General features: G+C 68.9%; 17 protein-coding genes. 8 read left to right on the forward strand and 9 right to left on the reverse strand.

Annotated features, from left to right (window positions below):
* Positions 1-2: 2 nt before the first annotated feature.
* Positions 3-638 carry an NUDIX domain-containing protein gene (locus AB0N89_RS16920; RefSeq protein ID WP_364205277.1) on the forward strand — a complete coding sequence of 212 codons (636 nt, stop codon included), beginning with the start codon at positions 3-5 and terminating at the stop codon, positions 636-638.
* 40 nt (positions 639-678) lie between these two features.
* Entirely contained in the window at positions 679-1,395 is a 717-nt protein-coding gene (locus AB0N89_RS16925) for an LON peptidase substrate-binding domain-containing protein (protein WP_364205279.1), read from the forward strand.
* A gap of 79 nt (positions 1,396-1,474) precedes the next feature.
* Here the strand turns inward: AB0N89_RS16925 and AB0N89_RS16930 are convergent, their stop codons facing one another.
* The 9 genes from AB0N89_RS16930 to AB0N89_RS16970 form a co-directional block, all read right to left on the reverse strand.
* A complete protein-coding gene (locus AB0N89_RS16930; protein WP_364205281.1) occupies positions 1,475-2,533 on the reverse strand; it encodes a M48 family metallopeptidase in 1,059 nt (352 codons plus the stop codon).
* A 46-nt stretch (positions 2,534-2,579) separates the two neighbouring features.
* Positions 2,580-3,185, reverse strand: a complete 606-nt coding sequence (locus AB0N89_RS16935; RefSeq protein ID WP_364205283.1) for a DUF2567 domain-containing protein — start codon at positions 3,183-3,185, stop codon at positions 2,580-2,582.
* 84 nt (positions 3,186-3,269) lie between these two features.
* Positions 3,270-3,473, reverse strand: a complete 204-nt coding sequence (locus AB0N89_RS16940) for a hypothetical protein (protein ID WP_364205285.1) — start codon at positions 3,471-3,473, stop codon at positions 3,270-3,272.
* Complete coding sequence (gene bioB, locus AB0N89_RS16945; RefSeq protein ID WP_364205287.1) at positions 3,460-4,476, reverse strand: biotin synthase BioB; 1,017 nt, start codon at positions 4,474-4,476, stop codon at positions 3,460-3,462. Before bioB ends, AB0N89_RS16940 begins: the two co-directional genes overlap by 14 nt.
* A gap of 83 nt (positions 4,477-4,559) precedes the next feature.
* Positions 4,560-5,282 carry a dethiobiotin synthase gene (bioD, locus tag AB0N89_RS16950; protein WP_364205289.1) on the reverse strand — a complete coding sequence of 241 codons (723 nt, stop codon included), beginning with the start codon at positions 5,280-5,282 and terminating at the stop codon, positions 4,560-4,562.
* 104 nt (positions 5,283-5,386) lie between these two features.
* On the reverse strand, positions 5,387-7,585 hold the full coding sequence (locus AB0N89_RS16955; RefSeq protein ID WP_364205291.1) for a bifunctional SulP family inorganic anion transporter/carbonic anhydrase: 2,199 nt from the start codon (positions 7,583-7,585) through the stop codon (positions 5,387-5,389).
* A 266-nt stretch (positions 7,586-7,851) separates the two neighbouring features.
* Positions 7,852-12,735 carry a DNA repair ATPase gene (locus AB0N89_RS16960; protein ID WP_364205293.1) on the reverse strand — a complete coding sequence of 1,628 codons (4,884 nt, stop codon included), beginning with the start codon at positions 12,733-12,735 and terminating at the stop codon, positions 7,852-7,854.
* Positions 12,732-14,741 (reverse strand): flotillin family protein, encoded by a 2,010-nt coding sequence (locus tag AB0N89_RS16965; RefSeq protein ID WP_364205295.1) that lies wholly within the window; start codon positions 14,739-14,741, stop codon positions 12,732-12,734. The genes AB0N89_RS16960 and AB0N89_RS16965 overlap by 4 nt, the downstream gene beginning before the upstream one ends.
* A 17-nt stretch (positions 14,742-14,758) precedes the next feature.
* Entirely contained in the window at positions 14,759-15,352 is a 594-nt protein-coding gene (locus AB0N89_RS16970; protein WP_364205405.1) for a hypothetical protein, read from the reverse strand.
* Between the two features lie 466 nt (positions 15,353-15,818).
* Here AB0N89_RS16970 and AB0N89_RS16975 point away from each other — a divergent pair, with 466 nt between their 5' ends.
* The 6 genes from AB0N89_RS16975 (at position 15,819) to AB0N89_RS17000 (ending at position 21,836) form a co-directional block, all read left to right on the forward strand.
* Complete coding sequence (locus tag AB0N89_RS16975) at positions 15,819-16,256, forward strand: hypothetical protein (protein WP_364205297.1); 438 nt, start codon at positions 15,819-15,821, stop codon at positions 16,254-16,256.
* Positions 16,257-16,279: 23 nt separating this feature from the next.
* Positions 16,280-18,379, forward strand: a complete 2,100-nt coding sequence (locus AB0N89_RS16980; RefSeq protein ID WP_364205298.1) for a (Fe-S)-binding protein — start codon at positions 16,280-16,282, stop codon at positions 18,377-18,379.
* A gap of 48 nt (positions 18,380-18,427) precedes the next feature.
* On the forward strand, positions 18,428-19,342 hold the full coding sequence (locus tag AB0N89_RS16985; RefSeq protein WP_364205300.1) for a metal ABC transporter substrate-binding protein: 915 nt from the start codon (positions 18,428-18,430) through the stop codon (positions 19,340-19,342).
* Positions 19,339-20,082 carry a metal ABC transporter ATP-binding protein gene (locus tag AB0N89_RS16990; RefSeq protein ID WP_364205302.1) on the forward strand — a complete coding sequence of 248 codons (744 nt, stop codon included), beginning with the start codon at positions 19,339-19,341 and terminating at the stop codon, positions 20,080-20,082. Before AB0N89_RS16985 ends, AB0N89_RS16990 begins: the two co-directional genes overlap by 4 nt.
* Complete coding sequence (locus AB0N89_RS16995; RefSeq protein ID WP_364205304.1) at positions 20,079-20,948, forward strand: metal ABC transporter permease; 870 nt, start codon at positions 20,079-20,081, stop codon at positions 20,946-20,948. The genes AB0N89_RS16990 and AB0N89_RS16995 overlap by 4 nt, the downstream gene beginning before the upstream one ends.
* 72 nt (positions 20,949-21,020) lie before the next feature.
* On the forward strand, positions 21,021-21,836 hold the full coding sequence (locus tag AB0N89_RS17000; protein WP_364205306.1) for an ABC transporter ATP-binding protein: 816 nt from the start codon (positions 21,021-21,023) through the stop codon (positions 21,834-21,836).
* Positions 21,837-21,842: the final 6 nt, after the last annotated feature.

Genomic DNA, 21,842 nt, shown 5'->3' on the forward strand with positions numbered 1-21,842 from the left:
AAGTGCGCTCGGACACACTCCGAGTCCTGCTGTGGCGGCGCGCGCTCGATCCCCACCTGGGCCGCTGGTCCCTTCCGGGCGGCAGGCTTCGCCCGGATGAAGACGTCGAGGCGTCCATTCGGCGGCAGCTCGCGGAGAAGGTCGACGTACGCCAGTTGAAGCATGTGGAGCAGCTGGCGGTGTTCAGCGCGCCGGACCGGGTGCCGGGCCCGCGCGTCGTGGCGACGGCGTTCCTCGGTCTCGTACCGTCCGATGTGGACCCCGAGATCCCGGAAGACACCGAGTGGCACGACGTTTCCGAGCTGCCGCGGACGGCGTTCGACCACGAGTCCATCGTGCTGCGCGCACGGGACCGGCTCCGCTCGAAGCTCTGCTACACGAATCTCGGGTTCGCGCTCGCCCCGGAAGAGTTCACCGTTTCGGCGCTCCGGGGGCTGTACTCGGCCGCGCTCGGTTACCGGGTGTCCGCGACGAACCTGCAACGCGTGCTGTCCCGGCGCGGGCTGCTCCTCCCCACCGGCCACACCGCGCCTCCCGGGCGCAGCGGCGGACGTCCCGCGGCGCTCTTCTCCTTCGCGGGCAAGGGGATGCAGATCACCGACCCGTTCGCGGTGTTCCGTCCGCCCACCGGAAAGTGACCGTCCTGCGAAGTCCTCGCGGTCCCCGTACCTTGAACGGGTGACCGAGCCGAGCGATGAGTCCTCCGGGAAGGCGATCTTGCCGTTGTTCCCGCTACAGACCGTGCTTCTGCCCGGAACACACCTCCCGTTGCACATTTTCGAACCGCGGTACCGGCAGCTGATGGCCGACCTCGTCGGCGAAGTCGTCCCGGATCGCGAGTTCGGCGTCATCGCGCTGCGTTCGGCGATGATCAGGGAGGTGAGCGGGCCCGAGCACGTCCACGAGATCGGCTGCAGCACGGTGCTGCGCGAGGCGAAACGACTGCCGGACGGCAGATTCGACGTCGTCACCACCGCGCGGCGCCGCTTCCGGCTGCTCGAAATCGACCGCGTTTCCGCGCCGTACCTGATCGGCTCGGTCGAGTGGGTGCCCGACGACCGGGTCACCTCGGTGCAGGGCGACACCGTGACCAGGCTCGCCGACGTCGCGAAGGCCGCGCACCGGCGCTATTGCGAGTCCGCCTGGGACGCCGACGACTGGACCACACCGCCCGAGGACGGCGACATCGCGGCGCTCGCGTACCGGCTCACCGCGGACTGCCTGCTCCCGATGGAGGACCGGCAGCGCTTGCTGGAGGAGACCAACCCCCTGCGGCGCCTGCGGATCGCGTGCCGGCTGCTGACGCGGGAGGCCGGGTTCCTGAGCACACTGGGCGCCGTGCCGATGCCGCCGGGGGAACTGGGCGAGTTCACGCGCCCGTCGAACCTGAACTGACCTCAGCGCTGTGTCATGAAAGGGTCGTTCAGGACAAGAAACGTCCTGAACGACCCTTTCATGACACTCGCGGGACGACTTACTTGCCGGACTCCTGGTCGGGACCGTCGTCCGATCCGTTGCCCCCGCCGAACTTGCTCCACACCTTGCCCGCGGCCCCGGACACCGCCTCGCCGACGTCGCTGAACACCTTCGTCAGCGGGTCGGCCGAGCTGTTCCAGGAGTCCTTGTACGACTTCGCGGCCGACTTCAGGTCGTCGCTCCAGGTGGACGACGGCGCGTCCGCGTCGCGGCGCGGGTACTCGCCGGCCAGGATCGCCCGGTACTCCTCCGAAGCGGCCCACTTCTGCAGCTGCGCGGCACGCACGACGGCCAGCGGATGCGACATCGTCTCGACGTAGCGCAGCTTCAGGTAGCTGTCGCGGATGTCCTCGACCGACTCGTACTCCGACGCCTGCTGCAGGAACGCCGGGATGTCGATCTTCGCCGGGTCGATCCCGCCCGCGACCAGGATCTGCGACCGCAGCGCCGCCGTCGGGTCCTGCGAGCACAGCAGCCCGGCGCGGTCGCAGGACAGCTCGGCCTTGCGGTACCACTCGCGCAGCGCGGCGATGACGACGCGGATGCCGATCGCGCTCACCGGCGTCCACGACATCGACATCTGCAGGCCGATCAGCCGGATCATGATGGTGCGGTACACCGCGTGCCCGGACAGCACGTGCCCCATCTCGTGCCCGATCACGAACCGCAGCGACGCGAGGTCCATCGCCTCGACGGCCGCGGTGTTGAGCACGATGAACGGCTCGTCCATCCCGATCGTCTGCGCGTTGACCTCGGGACTGCGGGCGACGAACAGGTTCGGCACGCGATCGAGGTCGAGCGTCTCCGCGCATTCGTGGCGCAGCTTGTCCAGTTCCGGATACTGCTTCGGGCCGACCCGGATCGCGGACGCGAGTGCCATGAGCCGCTCGCCTCGTTCGGCGTAGAAGCCCGAAACAGCCTTCACCACCTGCGCGAATCCGGGGACTGCGCGAAGCGTGGCCAGAGCGCCGCGGTCCACGGGGTGTTCGTAGGCGCGCGGGCTGATGCCCGGGAAGCGGACGGCGTTGTGCCGGGAAACCTCGATGTCGTCGGTCAAGAGAAAGCCCCCTAGAGAAGTTGCCGCCCACCCTAGAGGAAATTCGTCAGCCGAGGCGGCGACCGAGGTCTTCTCGTCCGTTCCACGCGGTCAGGAGCGTGTAGGCCAGCGCGGTCATCAGCGGCGCGGCGAGCAGGATCCACGGCGATTCGATCTGCGGTGCCTTCGCGATGATGTCACCGACGGCGGGCGCCGAGCCGATCTCGTAGCGGCCGTTGGCGAACGAGACGCCCATCGTCGTCCCCAGCCAGCCCGCGAGCGCGGCGCCGCCGGTCGCGGCGATCAGCACGACCGGGCCGCGGCGTTCCCGCAGCAGCCAGGTCACGATGCCGATCAGCAGTCCGGCGCCGAGCGCGAGGAAACCGTAGATGGCGAGATCGTCGAAGCGGTGCCAGCTCTCGAGTTCCAGCGGCGCGAGGCCGCCGCGGTCGTTGATGACCCGCATCCGCTGCGGCGGCGCGAGCCGCGACCACAGCCAGGCCAGCGGGAAGCCGAGCAGCCCCGCCGTCGACAGGACACTGACCGCCGGCAGCAGATCGGCCTTGATGACGACCTTGGGGTACGGGCGGCGCGGCCTCGGCAGCATGGGCACCGACCAGGGATCGGGCACGCTGGAAGACAGGTGTGCCGGTTTGCCCGTCGTCTCGCCCAACCCGGACTCCTCCCTCACGCTGCTTGTGCAGAGCGTAACCAATGACGCCCCCAGCGCACGCAACCCGGCACCGAATCGCGGAAGTCAGCCGGCGAGTTCACCGTGACGGCTGCACCGGGCCGTCCAGCCCACCGGGGTGATCTGGACGACCATCCGCCGCGCACAGAACGTGCAGTAGCGCGGCGGTTCGAGTGCCGTTCTCGGGTTGTGGCAGACGGGATGCTCCGCGCCGCCGTCGGACGTCTGTCCACAGTGGACACAGAACGCCGGCCGGTCAGAGGACGTCACTGATCGCCTTCACCGGCATCTTCAGCTCGTCGAGCATCTCCAGGTCCGCAGTGGCCGGGCGGCCGAGGTTGGTCAGGTAGTTGCCGACGATGATCGCGTTGATCCCGCCGAGCATGCCTTGCTTGGTGCCCAGGTCGCCGAAGGTCAGCTCACGGCCGCCGGAGAAGCGGAGCAGCGGACGGGGCATCGCCAGCCGGAACGCGGCCACGGTGCGCAGCGCGTCCTTGCCCTCGACGACCTCGTAGCCCTCGTACGGCGTCCCCGGCTGCGGGATGAGGAAGTTCATCGTGCACTCGTCCGGGTTCAGCTCGGCCAGCTGCGCGGCGAACTCGGCGCGCTGCTCGACGCTCTCCCCCATGCCGATGATGCCGCCGCAGCAGACCTCCATGCCCGCCTCGCGGATCATCCGCAGGGTCTCCCAGCGCTCTTCCCACGTATGCGTGGTGACGACGTTCGCGAAGTGCGAGCGCGCGGTCTCCAGGTTGTGGTTGTAGCGGTGCACGCCCATCTCGACGAGCTCGTCGACCTGCTCCTGGGTGAGCATGCCGAGCGAGCAGGCGATCTGGATGTCGTTGCCGTCCTCGCGGATGGCCTTGATCCCCTCGCGGACCTGCGAGAGCAGCCGCTTGTCGGGACCGCGGACGGCGGCGACGATGCAGAACTCGGTCGCGCCGGTCTCGGCGGTCTGGCGGGCGGCCTTGACCAGGCCGGGGATGTCCAGCCACGCCGAACGCACCGGCGTCGGGAAGCGGCCGGACTGCGAACAGAAGTGGCAGTCCTCGGGGCAGCCGCCGGTCTTGAGGCTGATGATGCCCTCGACCTCGACCTCGGGGCCGCACCAGCGCATCCGGACCTCGTGGGCCAGCGCCAGCAGGTCGGTCAAGTGGTCGTCGTCGAGCTTCAGGACCTCGACGAGCTGCTCTTCGCCGAGCCCGACACCGCGCTCGAGGACCTGCTCACGCGCCACGGCGAGGATGTCGACGGTCTCCGGGGCTGTGGTCACGAGGCGGCTCCTGTTCGGGTGGGGCGGTAGAGCGAAGGCACATCATCGTGCATGACCGGGCGCCCCGGCCACAGCGACGCAGATCACTTCTGGGCAGACGCGCGGCCGACGAAGGTCTCCGGATCGAACTCGCCGCCGAACCACGGCGAGAGCCCCGCCCTGGCCTTGGCCGCGAACTCCTCGGGCTCGGCGTCCCCGAGCCCGGCGGGCAGCACGCCCAGCAGCGGAGCGCCGGCGGCGACCGGCAGGTCCCGCAGGTTCGACACCGACGCCAGATCCGGGTCCTCCGGCCACGAGCCGATGATGACCCCGGCCACGGTGAGCCCGCGTTTGGTCGCGACCTCGGCGGTCAGGGCGGTCGCGTTGAGCGTGCCCAGCCCGGCCTCGGCGACGATGATCACCAGCGCGCCCAGCGACCAGGCGACGTCGGCGAGCGAAGCGCCGTCGGCGTCGAACCGGACCAGCAGGCCGCCCGCGCCCTCGATGAGCGTGAGGTCGTGTTCGCCGTCCAGGTCGCTCGCGGCCGCGGCGATCTCGCTCGGCGGCAGCGTCGGCAGGCCCGAAAGCCTGGACGCCGCCTCCGGCGACAGCGGATCCGGGTATCTCCGCAGCTCACGAGTGGTGACCGGCCCGGCGAGCCGGAGGACGTCGGCGAGATCACCCGGCTCGTCCGGACCGACCCCGGTCTGCGCCGGTTTCAGCACGGCGACGCGTTGGCCCTGCCCGGCGGCCAGTGCGGCGATGGCGGCGGTGGTGATCGTCTTGCCGACACCCGTACCGGTGCCGGTCATGACCAGCATGCTCACGTGCGTTGAATCTAGTCTGCGGGGCGCAGCCTCTCCGTTGAGGGTGGTGGCGGGGCGGGGTCCGGGTTAGTCGGTCCGGATCGAGTCCCACTGAACGGCGTCTCCTAGCCCCCGGAAGTGGTGACGGCGCCGACCGGGGTGAACGACGGGCTCCCCTCGTCCGACAGGTAGACCTGCGCCGCCCCGACGTCGAAGTACATCCCGGTCAGGTGCAGTTCGCCGCGCGCCTCCGCCTCGGCGATCAGCGGGTAGTGCCGCAGGTGCTCCAGCTGCTGCAGCACGTTCTGCAGCGCCAGCCGGTTGGTCTCCGTGTCCGGGTGTTCGCCGTCGATGGTCACCGAGACCTTGCGCTTGGCGCTCGGCTCGGCGTGTTTCAGCCAGGACGACAGCATCGGCGCGCCGTCGGGGGCTCCGGTGGCCAGCGCCTGCATGGCGCCGCAGCCGGAATGCCCGCAGACCACGATCTCGCGCACCTTCAGCACGCCGACGGCGAACTCGACGGTGGCGCCCATCGACGGGTCGGCCCGGCGGGCGGGCACCAGGTTCCCGATGTTGCGGACGGTGAAGAGGTCGCCGGGACCGCTCGTGGTGATCATGTTCGGCACGATCCGCGCGTCACCGCAGGTGATGAACAGGGTGTGCGGAGACTGTCCGCCCGCCAGCTTGCTGAGCGCGGGCTGCATGAGCGCGGCGGTGCGCCGCTGGAACTCGGTCGCGCCGCGCAGCGTCGGCCCGCCACGCTGGCCGGGCAGCTCGACGTCCTTGGCCTGCCAGTCGGACCACGGCGCGAGGAACCGCGGCACCGACCGCGCGGCGGCCGTCCTGGACAGGGTGGGATCGCCGGACTTGCCGTTGGCGAACCACGGATGCCCGACCTCGTCGACGATCACCTCGCCGCCGGCGCGTTCGTGGCCCTGTTGCCAGTTCGACAGGCTTTCGAAGGCGGCGTGGTCGAGGTAATCGACGACCAGCTCCAGAGTCACCTTCGCGCCGTCCGGCACGGTCGCGAGCACGCGGCTGAGCCTCGGCACCGAGAGGAACGTCAGGACACCTTCGACGACGACGCGCCATTCGTCACCGTCGCGTTCGGCGTGGATCCCGGACCACACGGTGCGCCGCAGCATCAGCAGCACCGAAAGCCCGATGCCGAGCAGGACGCCGGTGAGCAGGTCGAAGACGACGACACCGGCGAGCGTCACCAGGTACAGCCCCAGGTCACCGTGTTTGAGGACCTGCTTGATGTGGCCGGGGTTCACCAGTTTCGCGCCGACGTGGACGAGCAGGCCTGCCAGCGCGGCGAGCGGGATGTTCTGGATCAGCCCGGCGAACGCGGCGACGAACACCAGGATCCAGACCCCGTGCAGGACCGCCGAAGCGCGGGTGCGGGCGCCGGCGGCGACGTTGGTCGAGCTGCGGACGATCACGCCGGTGACCGGGAGGCCGCCCAGCGCGCCGGAGGTCATGTTCGCGGCGCCCTGCCCGATCAGTTCGCGGTCGAGGTTCGACCGCGGCCCGGTGTGCATCTTGTCGACCGCGACGGCCGACAGCAGGCTTTCCACGCTGGCGATCAGGGCGATGGTGATGACCGCGAGGGCGAACGCGCCCCAGCCGGTGTCCGGGAACTCGGGCGCGAAGCGGATGTTCAGCAGGTCACCGGGCAGGTTGACACGGGGCAGGGTCATCCCGGCGACGACGGACAGCACGGTCACCAAGGCGATCGCGGCCAGCGGGCCGGGCACCTTGCGAACGGATTTCGGCAGCCGCGGCCACAGCAGCAGGATGCCGATGGTGAGCACGCCGATCAGCGCCGCGGTGTCGTGGTGGCCGACGATCTGCGCGGGCAGTTCGGCGATGTTCTTGAGCGCGGAGCTCTGCGCCGATCCGCCCAGCACGACGTGGAGCTGGCCGAGGACGATCGTGACGCCGATACCGGCGAGCATGCCGTGCACGATGGCGGGCGAGATCGCGAGCGCCGCGCGGGCGATGCGGCTCAGCCCGAGCAGGATCTGGAGCGCGCCCGCGGCGACGGTGATCGCGCAGGTGGTCGCCCAGCCGAAGGTCGCGATCGTTTCGGCCATGATCACCGTCAGCCCGGCGGCCGGGCCGCTGACCTGAAGCGGGGAGCCGCCGAGCGCTCCGGCGACCACACCTCCCACCACGGCCGCGATCAGCCCCGCGACGATCGGTGCCCCTGACGCGAGAGCGATCCCGAGTGAAAGCGGGACGGCGACCAGGAACACCACCAACGAGGCGGGCAGGTCGTGACGAAGCACGGCAAGAGGTTTCTTCGTGGACACCAACATGATCACCAGGAAACTGGTGATTTGTCCGCTATGCACCACCTGATCGAGTGAACATCGTCCCTCAGGCGGGTGGCATGGCCCACTTTTGGGCCGTTTTGTTGCCTGGAGATGTCCCCGGTATTGCGAAAAGCCTTGCCGGCTCCCAAATCCTGGGATCTATCGATCGGCCGCCCGGCCAACTCCGGGTCACGTCCTGAATGTCCGTGAAGGCCTCCTTGAGGGACCCTGGGTCCCTCAAGGAGGCCTTCACGGACCTGGCACCGCAGCTACATCACGTCCCGAACGACCATCCGTTCCGAAGCCCGTTCGATGGCCGCCTCCACCGCGCCGACCCGATCAGCCAGCAGCCCCACGGCACCGACCGCGCGGCTCATCGGGTCCTCGTCCTCTCCGCCCAGCGCCTGCGCCCGCAGGTAAGCCGCCTTGACGTCCGCCCATCGCTGCGCCTCCGAAGCGCTCAGCCGTCCGCGCAATTCGGCCAGCTTCAGCAGGTTCGCCTCCGCGCCCGACGTGAGCGTCTGCGCCTCGCCGGCGTAGTGGTCGTCGATCAGCGCTTCCAGTTCGGCGTCGTTCATCGCGGGCACGATCCGGCCGGCGAGCTTGGTCATGTTCCGGTACGAACCCTGCAGCTGGAACGGCGGTTCGACCCGGGACGCGTCCGCTTGCGCGGCCGAAGCGATGTACGCCTGGTTGTTCTTCAGGACGATCCGCTGCACCTGGATCAGTTTCCGGAGTACGGCGAGGATCTGTTCCAGTTCGGTCGCCGAGTAGGCGTGTTTCAGCTGATCCGCCCGGACGGCGCCGTCGCCGCGGGCCAGCCGCACGAGAACGTCCACATCGGACCGTTCCCGCGAAACCAGCGGCGCCAGCACGGTGTTCGCGGTGAGCGAGTTCTCGATATAACTCAGCGCGAACAGCTCTTCCTTGCCCGAAAGCACGTCGCCGAGGTTCCACACGTCCGCGCGGTTGGCGAGCATGTCCGGGATCCGGAACCGCTTCCCCTGCTCCGTGTACGGGTTACCGGCCATGCAGACCGCGAACCGCTTGCCCCGCAGGTCATAGGTCCGCGTGCGGCCTTCCCACACGCCTTCCATCCGCCGCTGCGCGTCGCACAGCGAAATGAACTTCTGCAGCAGCTCCGGCGAAGTGTGCTGGATGTCGTCCAGATACAGCAGCACGTTGTTGCCCTGCTCCAGCGCGAACGAGATCTTCTCGACCTCCTGCCGCGCGGTCGCGTTGGGCGCGTCCGCCGGATCCACCGACGTGACCTCGTGCCCGAGCGCCGGGCCGTTCACCTTGACGAACACCAGGCCGAGACGGCTCGCGACGTACTCCATGAGCGTCGTCTTGCCGTACCCGGGCGGCGAGATCAACAGCAGCAGACCGGACTGGTCGGTGCGCCGGGCATCGCCTGTCGCGCCGAGCTGCTTGGCGAGGTTGTCGCCGATCAGCGGCAGATAGACCTCGTCGAGCAACCTGTTGCGCACGAAGGCGCTCATCACCTTCGGCTTGTACTCGGCCAGCCGCAGCCTGTCCCGTTCGGCCGCCACGAGTTCGTTGCGCTGCCGCTGGTACGCGCGGAAACCCGGCACCCGGTCACGCCGGAACCGCCGCGTCCTGGCCAGCGTCTCGTCGAGCCGCAAAGTCAGCGAACGGTTGACGATCCGCGGATGCGCGCCGAGCAGACCGTCCACAGTGGCCGAAAGGTCCGCCGAGGAGTCGTAGCGCGGCAAATCGGCGAGTTCCATCGCGACGGCCTCGGCCAGTTCGTCGCCCGGAATCCCCGCCGAATCCACAAAGGACGAAAGCCAGGCTTCGGCGAGCTGGTGGCGATCCGCCAGATCTTCGAGGGCACGCAGGTCTTCGGCGAAGCTCCGGCGGTCGAGCCGGAACTTGTCGAGCAGCGCGCGTGCGCCACCGCTGGTGACGAATCCCGGCGACGCGTCGGCGAGTTCCTCGAACAGGTACTCACCGGCGAGTTCGAGGTCCAGCGTCAGCCCGGACGACGCGGCGAACGCGGCCATCGCCTCGGTGAACTCGCCCGCCAGCGAGTCGATCGCCGTGGTGTGGCCGAACGCCTCCCGCACGCGCGCGAGCGACGCGGCACGCGTCGTCCAGGCGGACTTCGCGGCCTCTTCGACACCGAAGGCCCAGAACAACTGAGCGGCGGCCCTCGCGGCGGGCGGGTATCGCAGCAATCCGGCGGCGGAACGCAGGCGCAGCAGCGCCGCCAGGATCGCGGCGGCGTCGTGGTCGTGCACACCGCGCGCGTAACCCTCGTCGTAGCGGTCTCCCGCCGCGCGCCGGACGACGTCCAGCAGGTCCGTCTCCGGCAACTCCGGCTGTTCGGCCAGGATCGACGTCGCCAGGTACTCGGCGCGGTAGACCTCGGGCGACTCCGAGACCAGCAGCTGATCCCAGTACGGCCGCGTCGCCTCGAACGACTCGTCGCGCACGGGCGAGCGGTAGTCGGTCCCGGTGATCGCGAACTTCATCCCGCCGTCGTGCGGCACCAGCGTGAGGTCGATGTCCTGGGTGTTGACCGCGAAGGTGTTGCGGCCCAGGCGGATCGTCTCCCCGCCCTCGCCGTAGAGGTCGAGCCTGTCCCGCAGCGCGCGGCCCGCTTCCTGGCGGGCGGCCTTGACCCGGCCTTCGAGCTCTTCGGCGCGCACCTGGTCGCCGAGGTCACGCAGTTCGGCGACGACGCTGCGCAGCTTCGCGACCATCGGATCGGAGGCGAAGTAGGTGTTGATCTCGTCGACCGAGCCGAGCGTGCCGACCCGGCGCGTGACGCTCGTCAGGATCCGTTCGGCCGAATCGACCAGCCTGTCCGCGCGCCGCGCCCGCTCGTCGAGCAACGCCTGCTTGCGCGAGGAGAACGCCTCGTAGACGTCGGTGCGCTTCTCCCCCAGCGGCACCAGGAAGTCGTCGAACTCACCGAACCGCGATTCGAGGTTTTCCAGCTGCAGCAGCAACCGGCCGAGCTGCTCGTCGCAGCGGTCCGGGGTGTCCGCGACCGCGAGCCCGCCGGTGATGGCCTGCGCGAGCAGCGCGAACTCGGCGGCGAACTCCGCCCGGCCCTCGGTCTCCAGCAGCTCCTTGCGCCGCGCGTCGAGGGTGGCCCGGGCGCGGTTGACCGCGCCGATGACCTCGCCGACGCGTTCGAGGATCTTCGTCCGCACCACGGCGTCCGCGATCTCCAGCCCGCCGACGACGTCGGTGAGGACTTCGAGCCCGCCGGACTGTTCGTCCAGCTGCTCGGCGACCGGAACCGCCTCCGCGACGGTGGAGATCGTGCCCGCGGCCTCGATCAGCCTGTCGACCTCGGCGTGGTAGCTCGTGAACGCGTCCTCGCCCTGGAGGAACCGGACGGCCCGCTGCGCGGCCTCGCCGAATTCCGTGTCCAGGTCGGCGATCACCTTGTCGACCCGGTCGATGTCGACGTACCGCAGCTCCCGCACGGTGACGAGATGCCCTCGCGCGCGGTGCATCTCGGCGAGCCTGCGCACCCACGCGTCGGCCGCGTTCAGCGCCTCGCCGCGCACCTTCCGCACGAGCGACGCGGTTTCGGCGGCCGCCTCTTCGACGGCTTCGGCCGCCTGAGCGGTGAGCGAGGTGACCGTCTCGAACTCGTCGAGCACCTGCTCCGCGGTGATCCGGACATCCGACAACGGCGTCCGCAGATCACCCAGTTCGGACTCGCCGAGCCAGTGGTAGTGATCGAAAACCCTGGCGCACGCGGCGATCAGCGCCTCGAACACCGCCGCCGACGGCGCCATCTCGCCGACCATCCGGCCGATCGACAGGCAGTCGGAGATCCCCCGGACCAGATCGGCGTTGCCGACCCGCTCCAGCGGGCCCGTCCCGGCCGGCTGCGACGCGGCGTACGTGTCCGAGTGGAACGGCGTCCGCCACACCTGCATCGGGTGCACCCGGCTCGGCTCGTCGGACAGCGCACGGAACAGCACCATCGTGCCGTCGTCGAACAGCGAGTACCCGTGGCACGGGATCGGGTTCGAGACCTCTTTGCGGATCACGTTGTACGGCAGCAGCAGCGAGCGGCCCTCGGCCCGCGCGTGGAAGACGTAGAGCACGTCCTCCCCGTTGGGCGAGCGGATCACGCGCTCGAATTCGAGCTCGTCCACCGTGGTGTCGAACGTCTTGCTGACGCCCGTGTCGAGGTAGTAGCCGCCGGGGAAGATGATGCCGTGGTCCTCGGGCAGCCGCTGGCAGGCTTGCCCGATCCCGTCGAGGCGCACCACGTCGCGGGTGCGGGTGTTGAACACCAGGTACCGGTGCTCGGTCTCCTTGTACGGCAGCATCCGCAGCAGGATCAGCGGGCCGATCCTGGCGTAGGACACCTCGGCGTCGGCCAGGCTCTGCAACGGCTCGTCGACCGGTTCGGAGTAGACGCCCTCGCCGGTCTCGGTGTTGTTCTCGACCTTGATCGTCAGGTTGCCGCCGACGGTCTCGACGAACACCTCGTCCTCGATCGAGATATGCGGATGCCTGCCGAGCACGTGCTGCTCGCGGCTGGTCTCGATCCATTCGAAGTCGTGCGACGGCGGGAAGACGTGGTCGCGTTCACCCCGGCTGTCCACATAGGACACCGCGCCGTCGGCGGCGACGCCCCAGCGCAGCACGCGGATGTCCTCGGTCCGCGGGCCGATCTGGAACACCGCGAGCAGTTTGCCCTCGACCCGGCGCAGTTGCAGCAGCTTCGCCTGCCGGTAGTAGCGGTACAGCTCGGCGAAGTCGCGGACGAACTGCTCGTCACGCAACAGGCCCGGCAGTTCCTCGGCGGGCACGTCGTCGAAGCGGAAGGCTTCGTCGTCATGGCTGAAGCCGTGCAGCGAGAAGACGTCGTCGACCGTCGTCTCGGGTTTGAGCCCGATGAAGACGTTGTAGCCGAACAACATCCGCCCGCCGACCGACACGACGTCCCGCGGCACGCAGTTGTTCGCGGTGCGGATCCGTTCCGTGCCGATCAGCGCGAGCTGCGCGCTGCCGAAGACCCCGAGCCGGGCGGTGTTGAGCTCGTCCGCGCGTTTCGCCAGTTCGGCGGCCTGCGCGGCGAGCCGGGCACGGAGCACCTCGTAGGTGCCCGCGTCCAGCTGCTCAGCTCCCGCCGCCGGTTCGGTCGCCGTCACTGCTTCGCGGGCGCGAGGGCGGCGACGGACTTGTCGGCCAGGCCGAGCCGCTGCGCCATGGCCAGCAGTTCCTGCACCTTGCCGCTGTCCGGGCCGCCCGCCTGCAGCTGCTTGGCCAGGAAGGCCGACAGCGTCAGGTTCTTCACGTCCTCCGTGCTCACCGAACCGAGCAGCTTGCCGATGTCGTCGGTGAAGCTGCCGGTGCCGTCGAGCCACGACTTCCCGAGCGTCTGGACGACGTCCGAGTGCTCGACGAAGCCGTCGACGCTCTTGCCGAGCCCGATCGAGCCGATGACCTTCTCGAAGAACATCGTCTCGCCGCCGACGATGTCGATGTCGGCCTTCTCCAGCCCGATGCCGAGCACCGTGGCCTGTGCCTCGGCGACCTCGCGCTGGACGTTGAGCGCGGCGAGCCGGATCTCCTTCTCGGCCTCCAGGCGCAGGCGGTACTCCTCGTGCTCACGGCTGGCGCTGTCGAGGGCGGCCATCGCGGCGGCCTTCTCGGTGAGACCTTCGGCCTCGCCCTTGAGCTTGTCGCGCATCGCGTCGGCGAGCACGACCGCTTTCTCGCGTTCGACGATCGCCTCGGCCCGGCCGACCTTCTCCAGCGCGTCGGCGTCGCGTTCCTTGACCTGCGCCGCGGCGAGGCCGACGGCGGCCTCCTCGGCCTGGATGCCTTCGGCCAGGCGGATCTTCGCGCGGGTCTCCAGCTCGGCGGCCTGCTGGCGAGCCTCGGCCAGCGTCAGTTCCTCGCGGGCCTTGTGCTTGGCGGCCGCCTCGGCGGCTTCCGCGGCCTTGATGTCCTTGACGAGGTTCTCCTGCGCCTCCGCCTCGGCCCGGATGATGGTGGTCTCGCGCTGACGCTGCGCCTCTTCGACGACGCGGAGCTTCTTGATGTTCTCTTCCTGCTCCGCCACGGTCTTCTCGACCGCGATCCGCTCGCGGATCACCTCGGCGATGGACCGCTTCTCGGTCTCGACTTCCTTGTCCTTGGCGATGCGGGACAGCTCGGTCTCGCGTTCGCGGCCGATGACCTCCAGCAGCCTGTCCTTTTCGATGCGCTCGCTCTCGATGGCGATGACGCGCTCGCGGTTCTTGCCCGCGACCTCGATCTCCCGCTGCTGGTTCTGGTGCTGGATGCCGAGCTGCTCGTCGGTGCGCAGTCCGGCGGCCTGCGACTTGAGCCGCTCCTCCGCCTGGACCTTGGCGATCTCGGCCTCTTCGCGCGCCCGCATGGTCTCGACCTCGCGGCGCTGCTTGATCTCGGCGTCGGCCTGCCGCCGCTCCAGTTCGAGGATCGCCTCCTTGGCGTCCACGTTCTGGCGGGTGATCTCTTTTTCCTCGCTGCGGCGGAACTCGTTGGTGCGCACGTGCTCGATCGCGGTCAGCTCGGTGATCTTGCGGATGCCCTGCGCGTCGAGGATGTTCGCGGAGTCGAGCTGCGCCATCGGCGTCTGCTCGAGGTAGTCGATGGCCGCGTCCTCCAGGCTGTACCCGTTGAGGTCGGTGCCGATGACACGGATGATCTGGTCGCGGAACTCGTGACGCTTGGTGTAGAGATCGACGAAGTCCAGCTGCTTGCCGACGGTCTTCAGCGCCTCGGAGAACTTGGCGTTGAACAGTTCCTGCAGCGTCGCCTCGTGGCTGGCGCGTTCGGTGCCGATCGCCTGCGCGACCTTGATCACGTCCTCGACGGTCTTGTTGACCCGGACGAAGAACGAGATCCGGATGTCGGCGCGGATGTTGTCCCGGCAGATCAGGCCTTCGCGGCCGGTGCGGGTGATCTCCATGGCCTTGACCGAGGTGTCCATGATCTCGGCCTTGTGCAGCACCGGCAGGACGATCGCGCCGGTGAACGTCACGTCGACGCGGCGGACCTTCGAGATGATCAGCGCCTTCCCCTGCGGCACCTTTTTGAACAACCTGGTGATCGTGAAGAGCAAGACCAGGAGGATGACAACTATCACGGCGATCAGTACGCCGGCCCCCACGCTGATGGCACCCATAGTGTTCCTTTTCTGCTTCAGATGTCCAAGGACTCGACCCAGAAGAACTCGCCTTCGGAGTCGTAGTCATAGAGAACTACGCGGCTGCCCGCCGTCAGGTTGCCTTGACCCGCCTGCCGAACGTCCACAATGGCCGTCGACCCGTCGGCGGCGGCGACCTCGGCCTGGCCGAAGTCGTGGGTCACCGACGAAGTGCGGATGACGGCGGCGCGACCGACGAAGTCCCGCCTGCTCGGCTCCTTCGCGGGGCCGAATACCCGGCGCAGTGGCACCACGATCACCCTCGTCCCGAGTGTGCCGAGGACGAGCGCGACGGCGAGCACGCCGACCCCGAACCCGAACCTCGATGGCGTCGAAAGCTCCAGATCATCGAGTAGAACCGTTCCTGCCAGGCTGGCGAACCAGGTGAATGCGATCAGCAGAGAGAGCGAAATGGACAGTGGGACCCCGCCGAAGCCCGCGAGGAGCCCGTCTCCACCGTCGAAGTCGACGGCGTCGTCGGTGTCGATGGCGCCGAGCAGTGCCAGCAGCCAGTAGCCGATCACCACGATCAGCAGGAAGCTGAAGAGCACGGCCGGGAACCCCAGAGCCGCGGTGACGAACCCGCCCATCGCCGTCGTTCCCTCCCCCATTACCCCGAGTCAGGACTATAACCAGCGCGTGACGCCGGGCGGATCGTTTTCGGCTACGAGTGGGTCACGGTGCGCGGAAGCGTGCGGGGCGGTCTCGCGTGACTGAATGGACGACACCCGTGATCCGATGGACGACACCTGTGTCCAGCCGGACGACTCGCGGCAGGACCTGGCCGCGCGCGTGTCGTCCCTCCAAGCACGCGTGTCGTCCATCGGATCACACGTGTCGTCCGTCCCGTCACGCGAAACCGCCGGCTTGGCACGGTCAGTCGCGAGTGACGTGACGGAAGCCGGAACTCGCGTGATCGGTGCGCGGGCGGGTGCCCAGCGTTACGCCGACCGGCGGCCCGGAAGCCATCCGGTTGGACCTGTCGCACCACACGAGCGGGCCCTACTCTCCAGTATTGAGAGTGACACAGGACACACCACGGTCTTGGAGGCTCCCTTGGGTTGGCACGTTCGCGAGACGATCGACGGGGATCAGCGCGAACGGCGGATCCGCCACGTCACCCGATGCCTGAGCTGCACGCTCACCTGCGTCCATTGTGGACTCCCCGCCCGGTTCTCCCTTCCCGCCGGACATCCCGGCCTCGGTGTCGTGGAGCACCTCCCCGGCGCGAGCACCCCCGGGCTGCCGGATCTCGCGCTCCTGCACAGATTCTGCCGCGACCACGCGGGCACGGACGCCGGGATCGCGCTCAGGCGCGCTTATCTCGGCCTGGCGACCGAACTCTTCGAAGCGGGACGGCGGATCCGCCGTCACCACAGACTCGGCGTGCATCCGCCACGGCCGGGACATCTCGAGGCCTACCGAAAACGGTGGCGAGTGGCCAAAATGCGGTACGCCTGCAAGGCGTGCCGGTACTACACCGGCTCTCACTGAGCCGATTCTCCCCCGGAGGGCTCGTGCTCGTTCGTCTCATCCTCGGTCTGCTCATCACCGTCGCCGGCCTCGCGTTCGCCGCCCGCCGCGCCGTCTGGCTCGCCAAACTGATCCGGTCCGGCCAGCCGGACGAGAAACGCTCCGACGCCATGGCCGTCCGCGCGAAAACGCATCTGGCCGAGGTCTTCGGACAGCGCAAACTGCTCAAGTGGTCCGTCCCCGGGGTCGCGCATCTGTTCACGTTCTGGGGTTTCGTGATCCTCGGCTCGGTCTACGTCGAGGCGTACGGCGCCCTGTTCGACCACGACTTCCACATCCCGCTCATCGGGCACTGGACGGTCCTGGGTTTCCTCCAGGACTTCATCGCGGTCGCGGTGCTCGTCTCGCTCGCGGTCTTCGCGGTCATCCGGATCCGCCAGGCACCCGAACGCAAAGACCGCGCTTCCCGGTTCTTCGGATCGCACACCGGGGGCGCCTGGCTGATCCTGTTCATGATCTTCACCGTGATCTGGACGATGTTCCTCTTCCGGGGCGCGTCGGCGGCGGTCGGCGTCTTCCCGTACGAGTCGGGCGCGTGGGTCTCCCTCGGTGTCGGCGAACTCCTCGAACCGCTGGGACTTCCGGTCACCGAGCCGCTGGAGACCGTCGGGCTGCTGCTGCACATCGGCGTGATGCTGGCGTTCCTGTCGATCGTGCTCTACTCCAAGCACCTCCACATCTTCCTGGCGCCGGTCAACGTCACGGCCAAACGGCTCCCGGACGCGCTCGGCCCGTTGCTGCCGATGGAGTCCGGCGGAAAGCCGATCGACTTCGAGGATCCGGGCGAGGACGACACGTTCGGCCGCGGCAAGATCGAGGACTTCACTTGGAAGGGCATGCTCGACTTCGCCACGTGCACCGAATGCGGCCGGTGCCAATCGCAGTGCCCGGCGTGGAACACCGGGAAACCGTTGTCCCCCAAGCTGTTGATCATGGATCTGCGCGACCACCTCTTCGACAGCGCCCCTTACATCCTCGACGGCAAGGAGACTTCGGAAGAGCGTCCGCTCGTCGGGGCCAAGAACGAGGGCGGCGTGATCGATCCCGACGTCCTCTGGTCCTGCACCACCTGCGGCGCGTGCGTCGAGCAGTGCCCGGTCGACATCGAGCACGTCGACCACGTCGTGGACATGCGCCGCTATCAGGTGATGATCGAGTCGGCCTTCCCGAGCGAGCTCGGCGTGCTGTTCAAGAACCTCGAAACCAAGGGGAACCCTTGGGGCCAGAACAACTCCGACCGGCTCGCCTGGACGAAGGACCTCGGCTTCGAGGTACCGATCTTCGACGGCGACCTCGCCGACGACGTCGAGTACGTCTACTGGGTCGGCTGCGCGGGCGCGTTCGACGACAACGCCCGCAAAACCGTCCGCGCCACCGCGGAGCTGCTGCATCTCGCCGGGGTCGAGTACACGATCCTCGGCACCGACGAGTCCTGCACCGGCGACCCGGCCCGCCGGTCCGGCAACGAGTTCCTCTTCCAGATGCTCGCGCAGCAGACCGTCGAGACGTTGAACGCGGTGTTCGAAGGCCGTGAACCGGGCACGCGCAAGATCGTCACCACCTGCCCGCACTGCCTCAACACGCTCGGCCGCGAGTACCCGCAACTGGACGGGCACTACGAGGTCCTGCACCACACGCAACTGCTGAACCGGCTGGTCCGAGCGGGCAAGCTGACGCCGGTCAAACCGGTCGACGCCGGCCCGGTGACCTATCACGACCCGTGCTACCTCGGCCGCCACAACAAGGTCTACGAACCGCCGCGCGAACTCGTCGGCGCGACCGGCGCCACGCTCAGCGAGATGCCCCGCCACGCCGACCGCTCCCTCTGCTGCGGCGCCGGTGGCGCGCGTATGTGGATGGAGGAGCAGATCGGCAAGCGCATCAACCTCGAACGCGTCGACGAAGCGCTCGGCACGGACGCCGAAACGATCGTCACCGGCTGCCCGTTCTGCCGCGTGATGCTGAACGACGGTCTCGTCCAGCGGCAGAGCGAGCAGCGTGGCGAGAACGTCACCGTGCGCGACGTCTCCCAGCTCCTGCTGGAGGCCGTGAAGGAGCGGGACCGGACGGCCACGGAGATTTAAGGCACACGAGAGTTGGAAGTTCGGCGCACCGAACTCTAGACTCACGGGATGGCGAATCTTTTCAAGGCCGTCTGCGGGCTGGCCGCGTCGGCGCTCGTCCTTTCCGCGTGCGGCGGTCCCGCCGGCGGCGCGGACGACAAGCGGCCCGTGGTGCTGACCACGTTCACGGTCTTGGCGGACGTCGCGGCGAACGTCGCGGGCGACAAGCTCAGGGTCGAGTCGATCACCAAACCCGGCGCCGAGATCCACGGTTACGAGCCCACCCCGGACGACATCAAGAAGGCCGCGAAGGCCGACCTGATCCTCGACAACGGACTGAACCTGGAGGCGTGGTTCGCGCGCTTCGTCAAGGAGAGCGACGCGCCGCACAAGGTGGTCAGCGAAGGCGTCCAGCCCATCGCCATCGGCGAGGACTCCTACCAGGGCAAGCCGAATCCGCACGCGTGGATGTCGCCGAAGAACGTCGGGATCTACGTGGACAACATGGTCAAGGCGTTCAGCGAGGTCTCCTCGGGCGACGCCGCCGTGTTCAAGGCGAACGGCGACGCCTACAAGGCGAAACTGCAGGCGGTCCAGGACGAGATGGCCGGCGCGCTGAACGGGCTGCCGAAGAACGAGCGCGCGCTGGTCACCTGCGAGGGCGCCTTCTCCTACCTCGCGCGCGACACCGGCCTCACCGAGCGGTACATCTGGGCGGTCAACGCCGAACAGCAGGCCACGCCGCAGCAGATCACCCGCGCGATCGGGTTCGTCAAGGAGAACAAGGTCCCCGCGGTGTTCTGCGAGTCGACCGTCTCCGACGCGCCGATGCGCCAGGTCGTCTCCGCGACCGGCGCCGCGTTCGGCGGTGTCCTCTACGTCGATTCCCTGTCCGGTCCCGATGGTCCGGTGCCGACGTACCTCGACCTCATCCGCCACGACGCGAAGACGATCGTGGCCGGCCTCACCGGAGCGAAGCCGTGACCGCCGCGATCCGCGTCGAAGGCGTCACCGTCCATTATGGCGACGTCCTCGCGCTCGACGGTGTCGACGTCACGCTCGAACACGGCCGCGTCTGCGGTCTGGTCGGGATGAACGGCTCCGGCAAGTCGACCCTGTTCAAGACGATCATGGGCATGGTCCGCCCGGACAGCGGCACGGTCCGGGTCGACGGCGGCACGCCCGCCCTCGCCCGCAAGACCGGCGCGATCGGTTACGTGCCGCAGAGCGAGGACGTCGACTGGTCGTTCCCGCTGTCGGTGGCCGACGTCGTGATGACCGGCCGCTACGGGCGTCTCGGCTTCACCCGGCGGCCGCGCCGCGCCGATCACGAGGCCGTCGACGAGGCGCTGGAACGGGTCGAGCTGACCGAACTCGCCGGACGGCAGATCGGCCAGCTGTCCGGCGGGCAGCGCAAACGCGCGTTCGTCGCGCGCGGTATCGCCCAGGGCGCCCGGGTCCTGCTGCTGGACGAGCCGTTCGCGGGCGTGGACAAGCGATCCGAAGCGACGATCACCCGGCTGCTCAAGGAACTCGCGGCCGACGGCGCGGCGGTCCTGATCTCCACGCACGACCTGCACGCGCTGCCCGGTCTCGCCGACGAGGCGATCCTGCTGATGCGCAAGGTGCTCGCGCACGGCTCCCCCGGCGAGGTGCTCCGGCCCGAGAACCTCGCGCTGGCCTTCGGACTCGACGTCCTGCAACGGGAAGAGGAACCCGCGTGAACCTCTACGACCTGTTCCTCGAACCGCTGAGCTACGACTTCATGGTGCGGGCCCTGGCCTCCACGGTGATCGCGTCCGCGGTCTGCGCGGTGCTCTCGTGCTGGCTGGTGCTGATCGGCTGGTCGCTGATGGGCGACGCGGTCTCGCACGCGGTGCTGCCCGGCGTCGTGCTCGCGTACGTCCTCGGCGCGCCCTTCGCGCTGGGCGCCGTCGTCTTCGGGTTCCTCGCCGTGGCCCTGATCGGCGTCGTCCGCGACACCAGCCGCGTCAAGGAGGACGCCGCGATCGGCATCGTGTTCACCACGCTGTTCGCGCTCGGCCTCGTGCTGATCTCGGTGACGCCGAGCCAGACCGACCTGAACCACATCATCTTCGGCAACCTGCTCGGCGTCGACACCTCGGATCTGATCCAGATCGCCGTCCTCGGCGCGATCACGCTCACCCTGCTGGTGCTCAAGCGCCGCGATTTCACCTTGTACGCCTTCGATCCCACGCACGCGCACGCCCTCGGCCTGAACCCGCGGGTGCTCGGCGCCGCGCTGCTCGGGCTCCTCGCGCTGACCGCGGTGGTGGCCTTGCAGGTGGTCGGCGTGATCCTGGTGGTGGCGATGCTGATCATCCCCGGCGCGACGGCGTACCTGCTGACCGACCGGTTCGGCCGCATGCTCGTGATCGCGCCGTCGTTCTCGGTGCTCGCGGCGGTGACCGGGCTGTACCTGAGCTACCACCTCGACACCGCGTCCGGCGGGATGATCGTGCTGGTGCAGGGCGCCGGGTTCACGCTGGTGTACCTGTTCGGGCCGCGGCACGGGATCGTCGGGAAACGGCTGGCCAGGCGACGCCGGGAAGTCGCGCGGGCCGGGTAACCGGACAATCACCCCGCGCTCTGTGTCTCTCGCGACATGGGGATGACCGGATCATTAGGTTAGGCTCCCCTCATGTCTACGGAAGACGCGCTGCTCACCGGCCATGACCTGGTGCTCGCGCACCAAGAGCGGGCCGTGGTGGACGGCGTGTCCCTGTCGCTGCGCGCCGGCACGGTCACCGCGCTGGTCGGGCCGAACGGCTCCGGCAAGTCGACGCTCCTGCGTTCGCTGGCGCGGCTGCACAAGCCCCGCGAAGGCAACGTCCAGCTGCGCGAACGCCCCGTCTGGGGCGGGAACGCGTTGTCCGGCAAGGAGTTCGCCCGCCAGGTCACGTTGCTGACCCAGCACCGGCCCACGCCGAGCGGGGTGTCCGTACGCGACGTCGTCTCCTACGGCCGGTACCCGTACCGCTCGGGCTGGCGCGGGGTCGACGTCGACGGCGCCGCCGCGATCCGCCGCGCGATGGAGCTGACCGGGGTGACGCCGATGGCCGAACGCGGCGTCGACGAACTGTCCGGCGGCGAGCTCCAGCGCGTCTGGCTCGCGTCCTGTCTCGCCCAGCAGACCTCCGTGCTGCTGCTGGACGAGCCCACCAACCATCTCGACCTGCGCTATCAGGTCGAGATCCTCGACGTCGTCCGCGATCTGGCCAACGAAGGCGTCGCGGTCGGCGTGGTGCTGCACGACCTCGACCACGCGGCGATCATCGCCGACGAGGTCGTGCTGCTGTGCGAGGGAACCATCGTGGCCACGGGTGACATCGGGCAGGTGCTCACCACCGAGTACCTCTCCCAGGCCTACGGCGTCACCGTCCACGTCGCGAACGACCCGGTGACGGGCGCGATCCACTGCAGGCCACTCGGGCGGCATTCGCCCAGGCCCGCCTGAGAAAAC

Origin of the sequence: Amycolatopsis sp. NPDC089917 (assembly GCF_040684635.1) — a bacterium.
In the GTDB taxonomy this organism is placed as follows: Bacteria; Actinomycetota; Actinomycetes; order Mycobacteriales; family Pseudonocardiaceae; genus Amycolatopsis.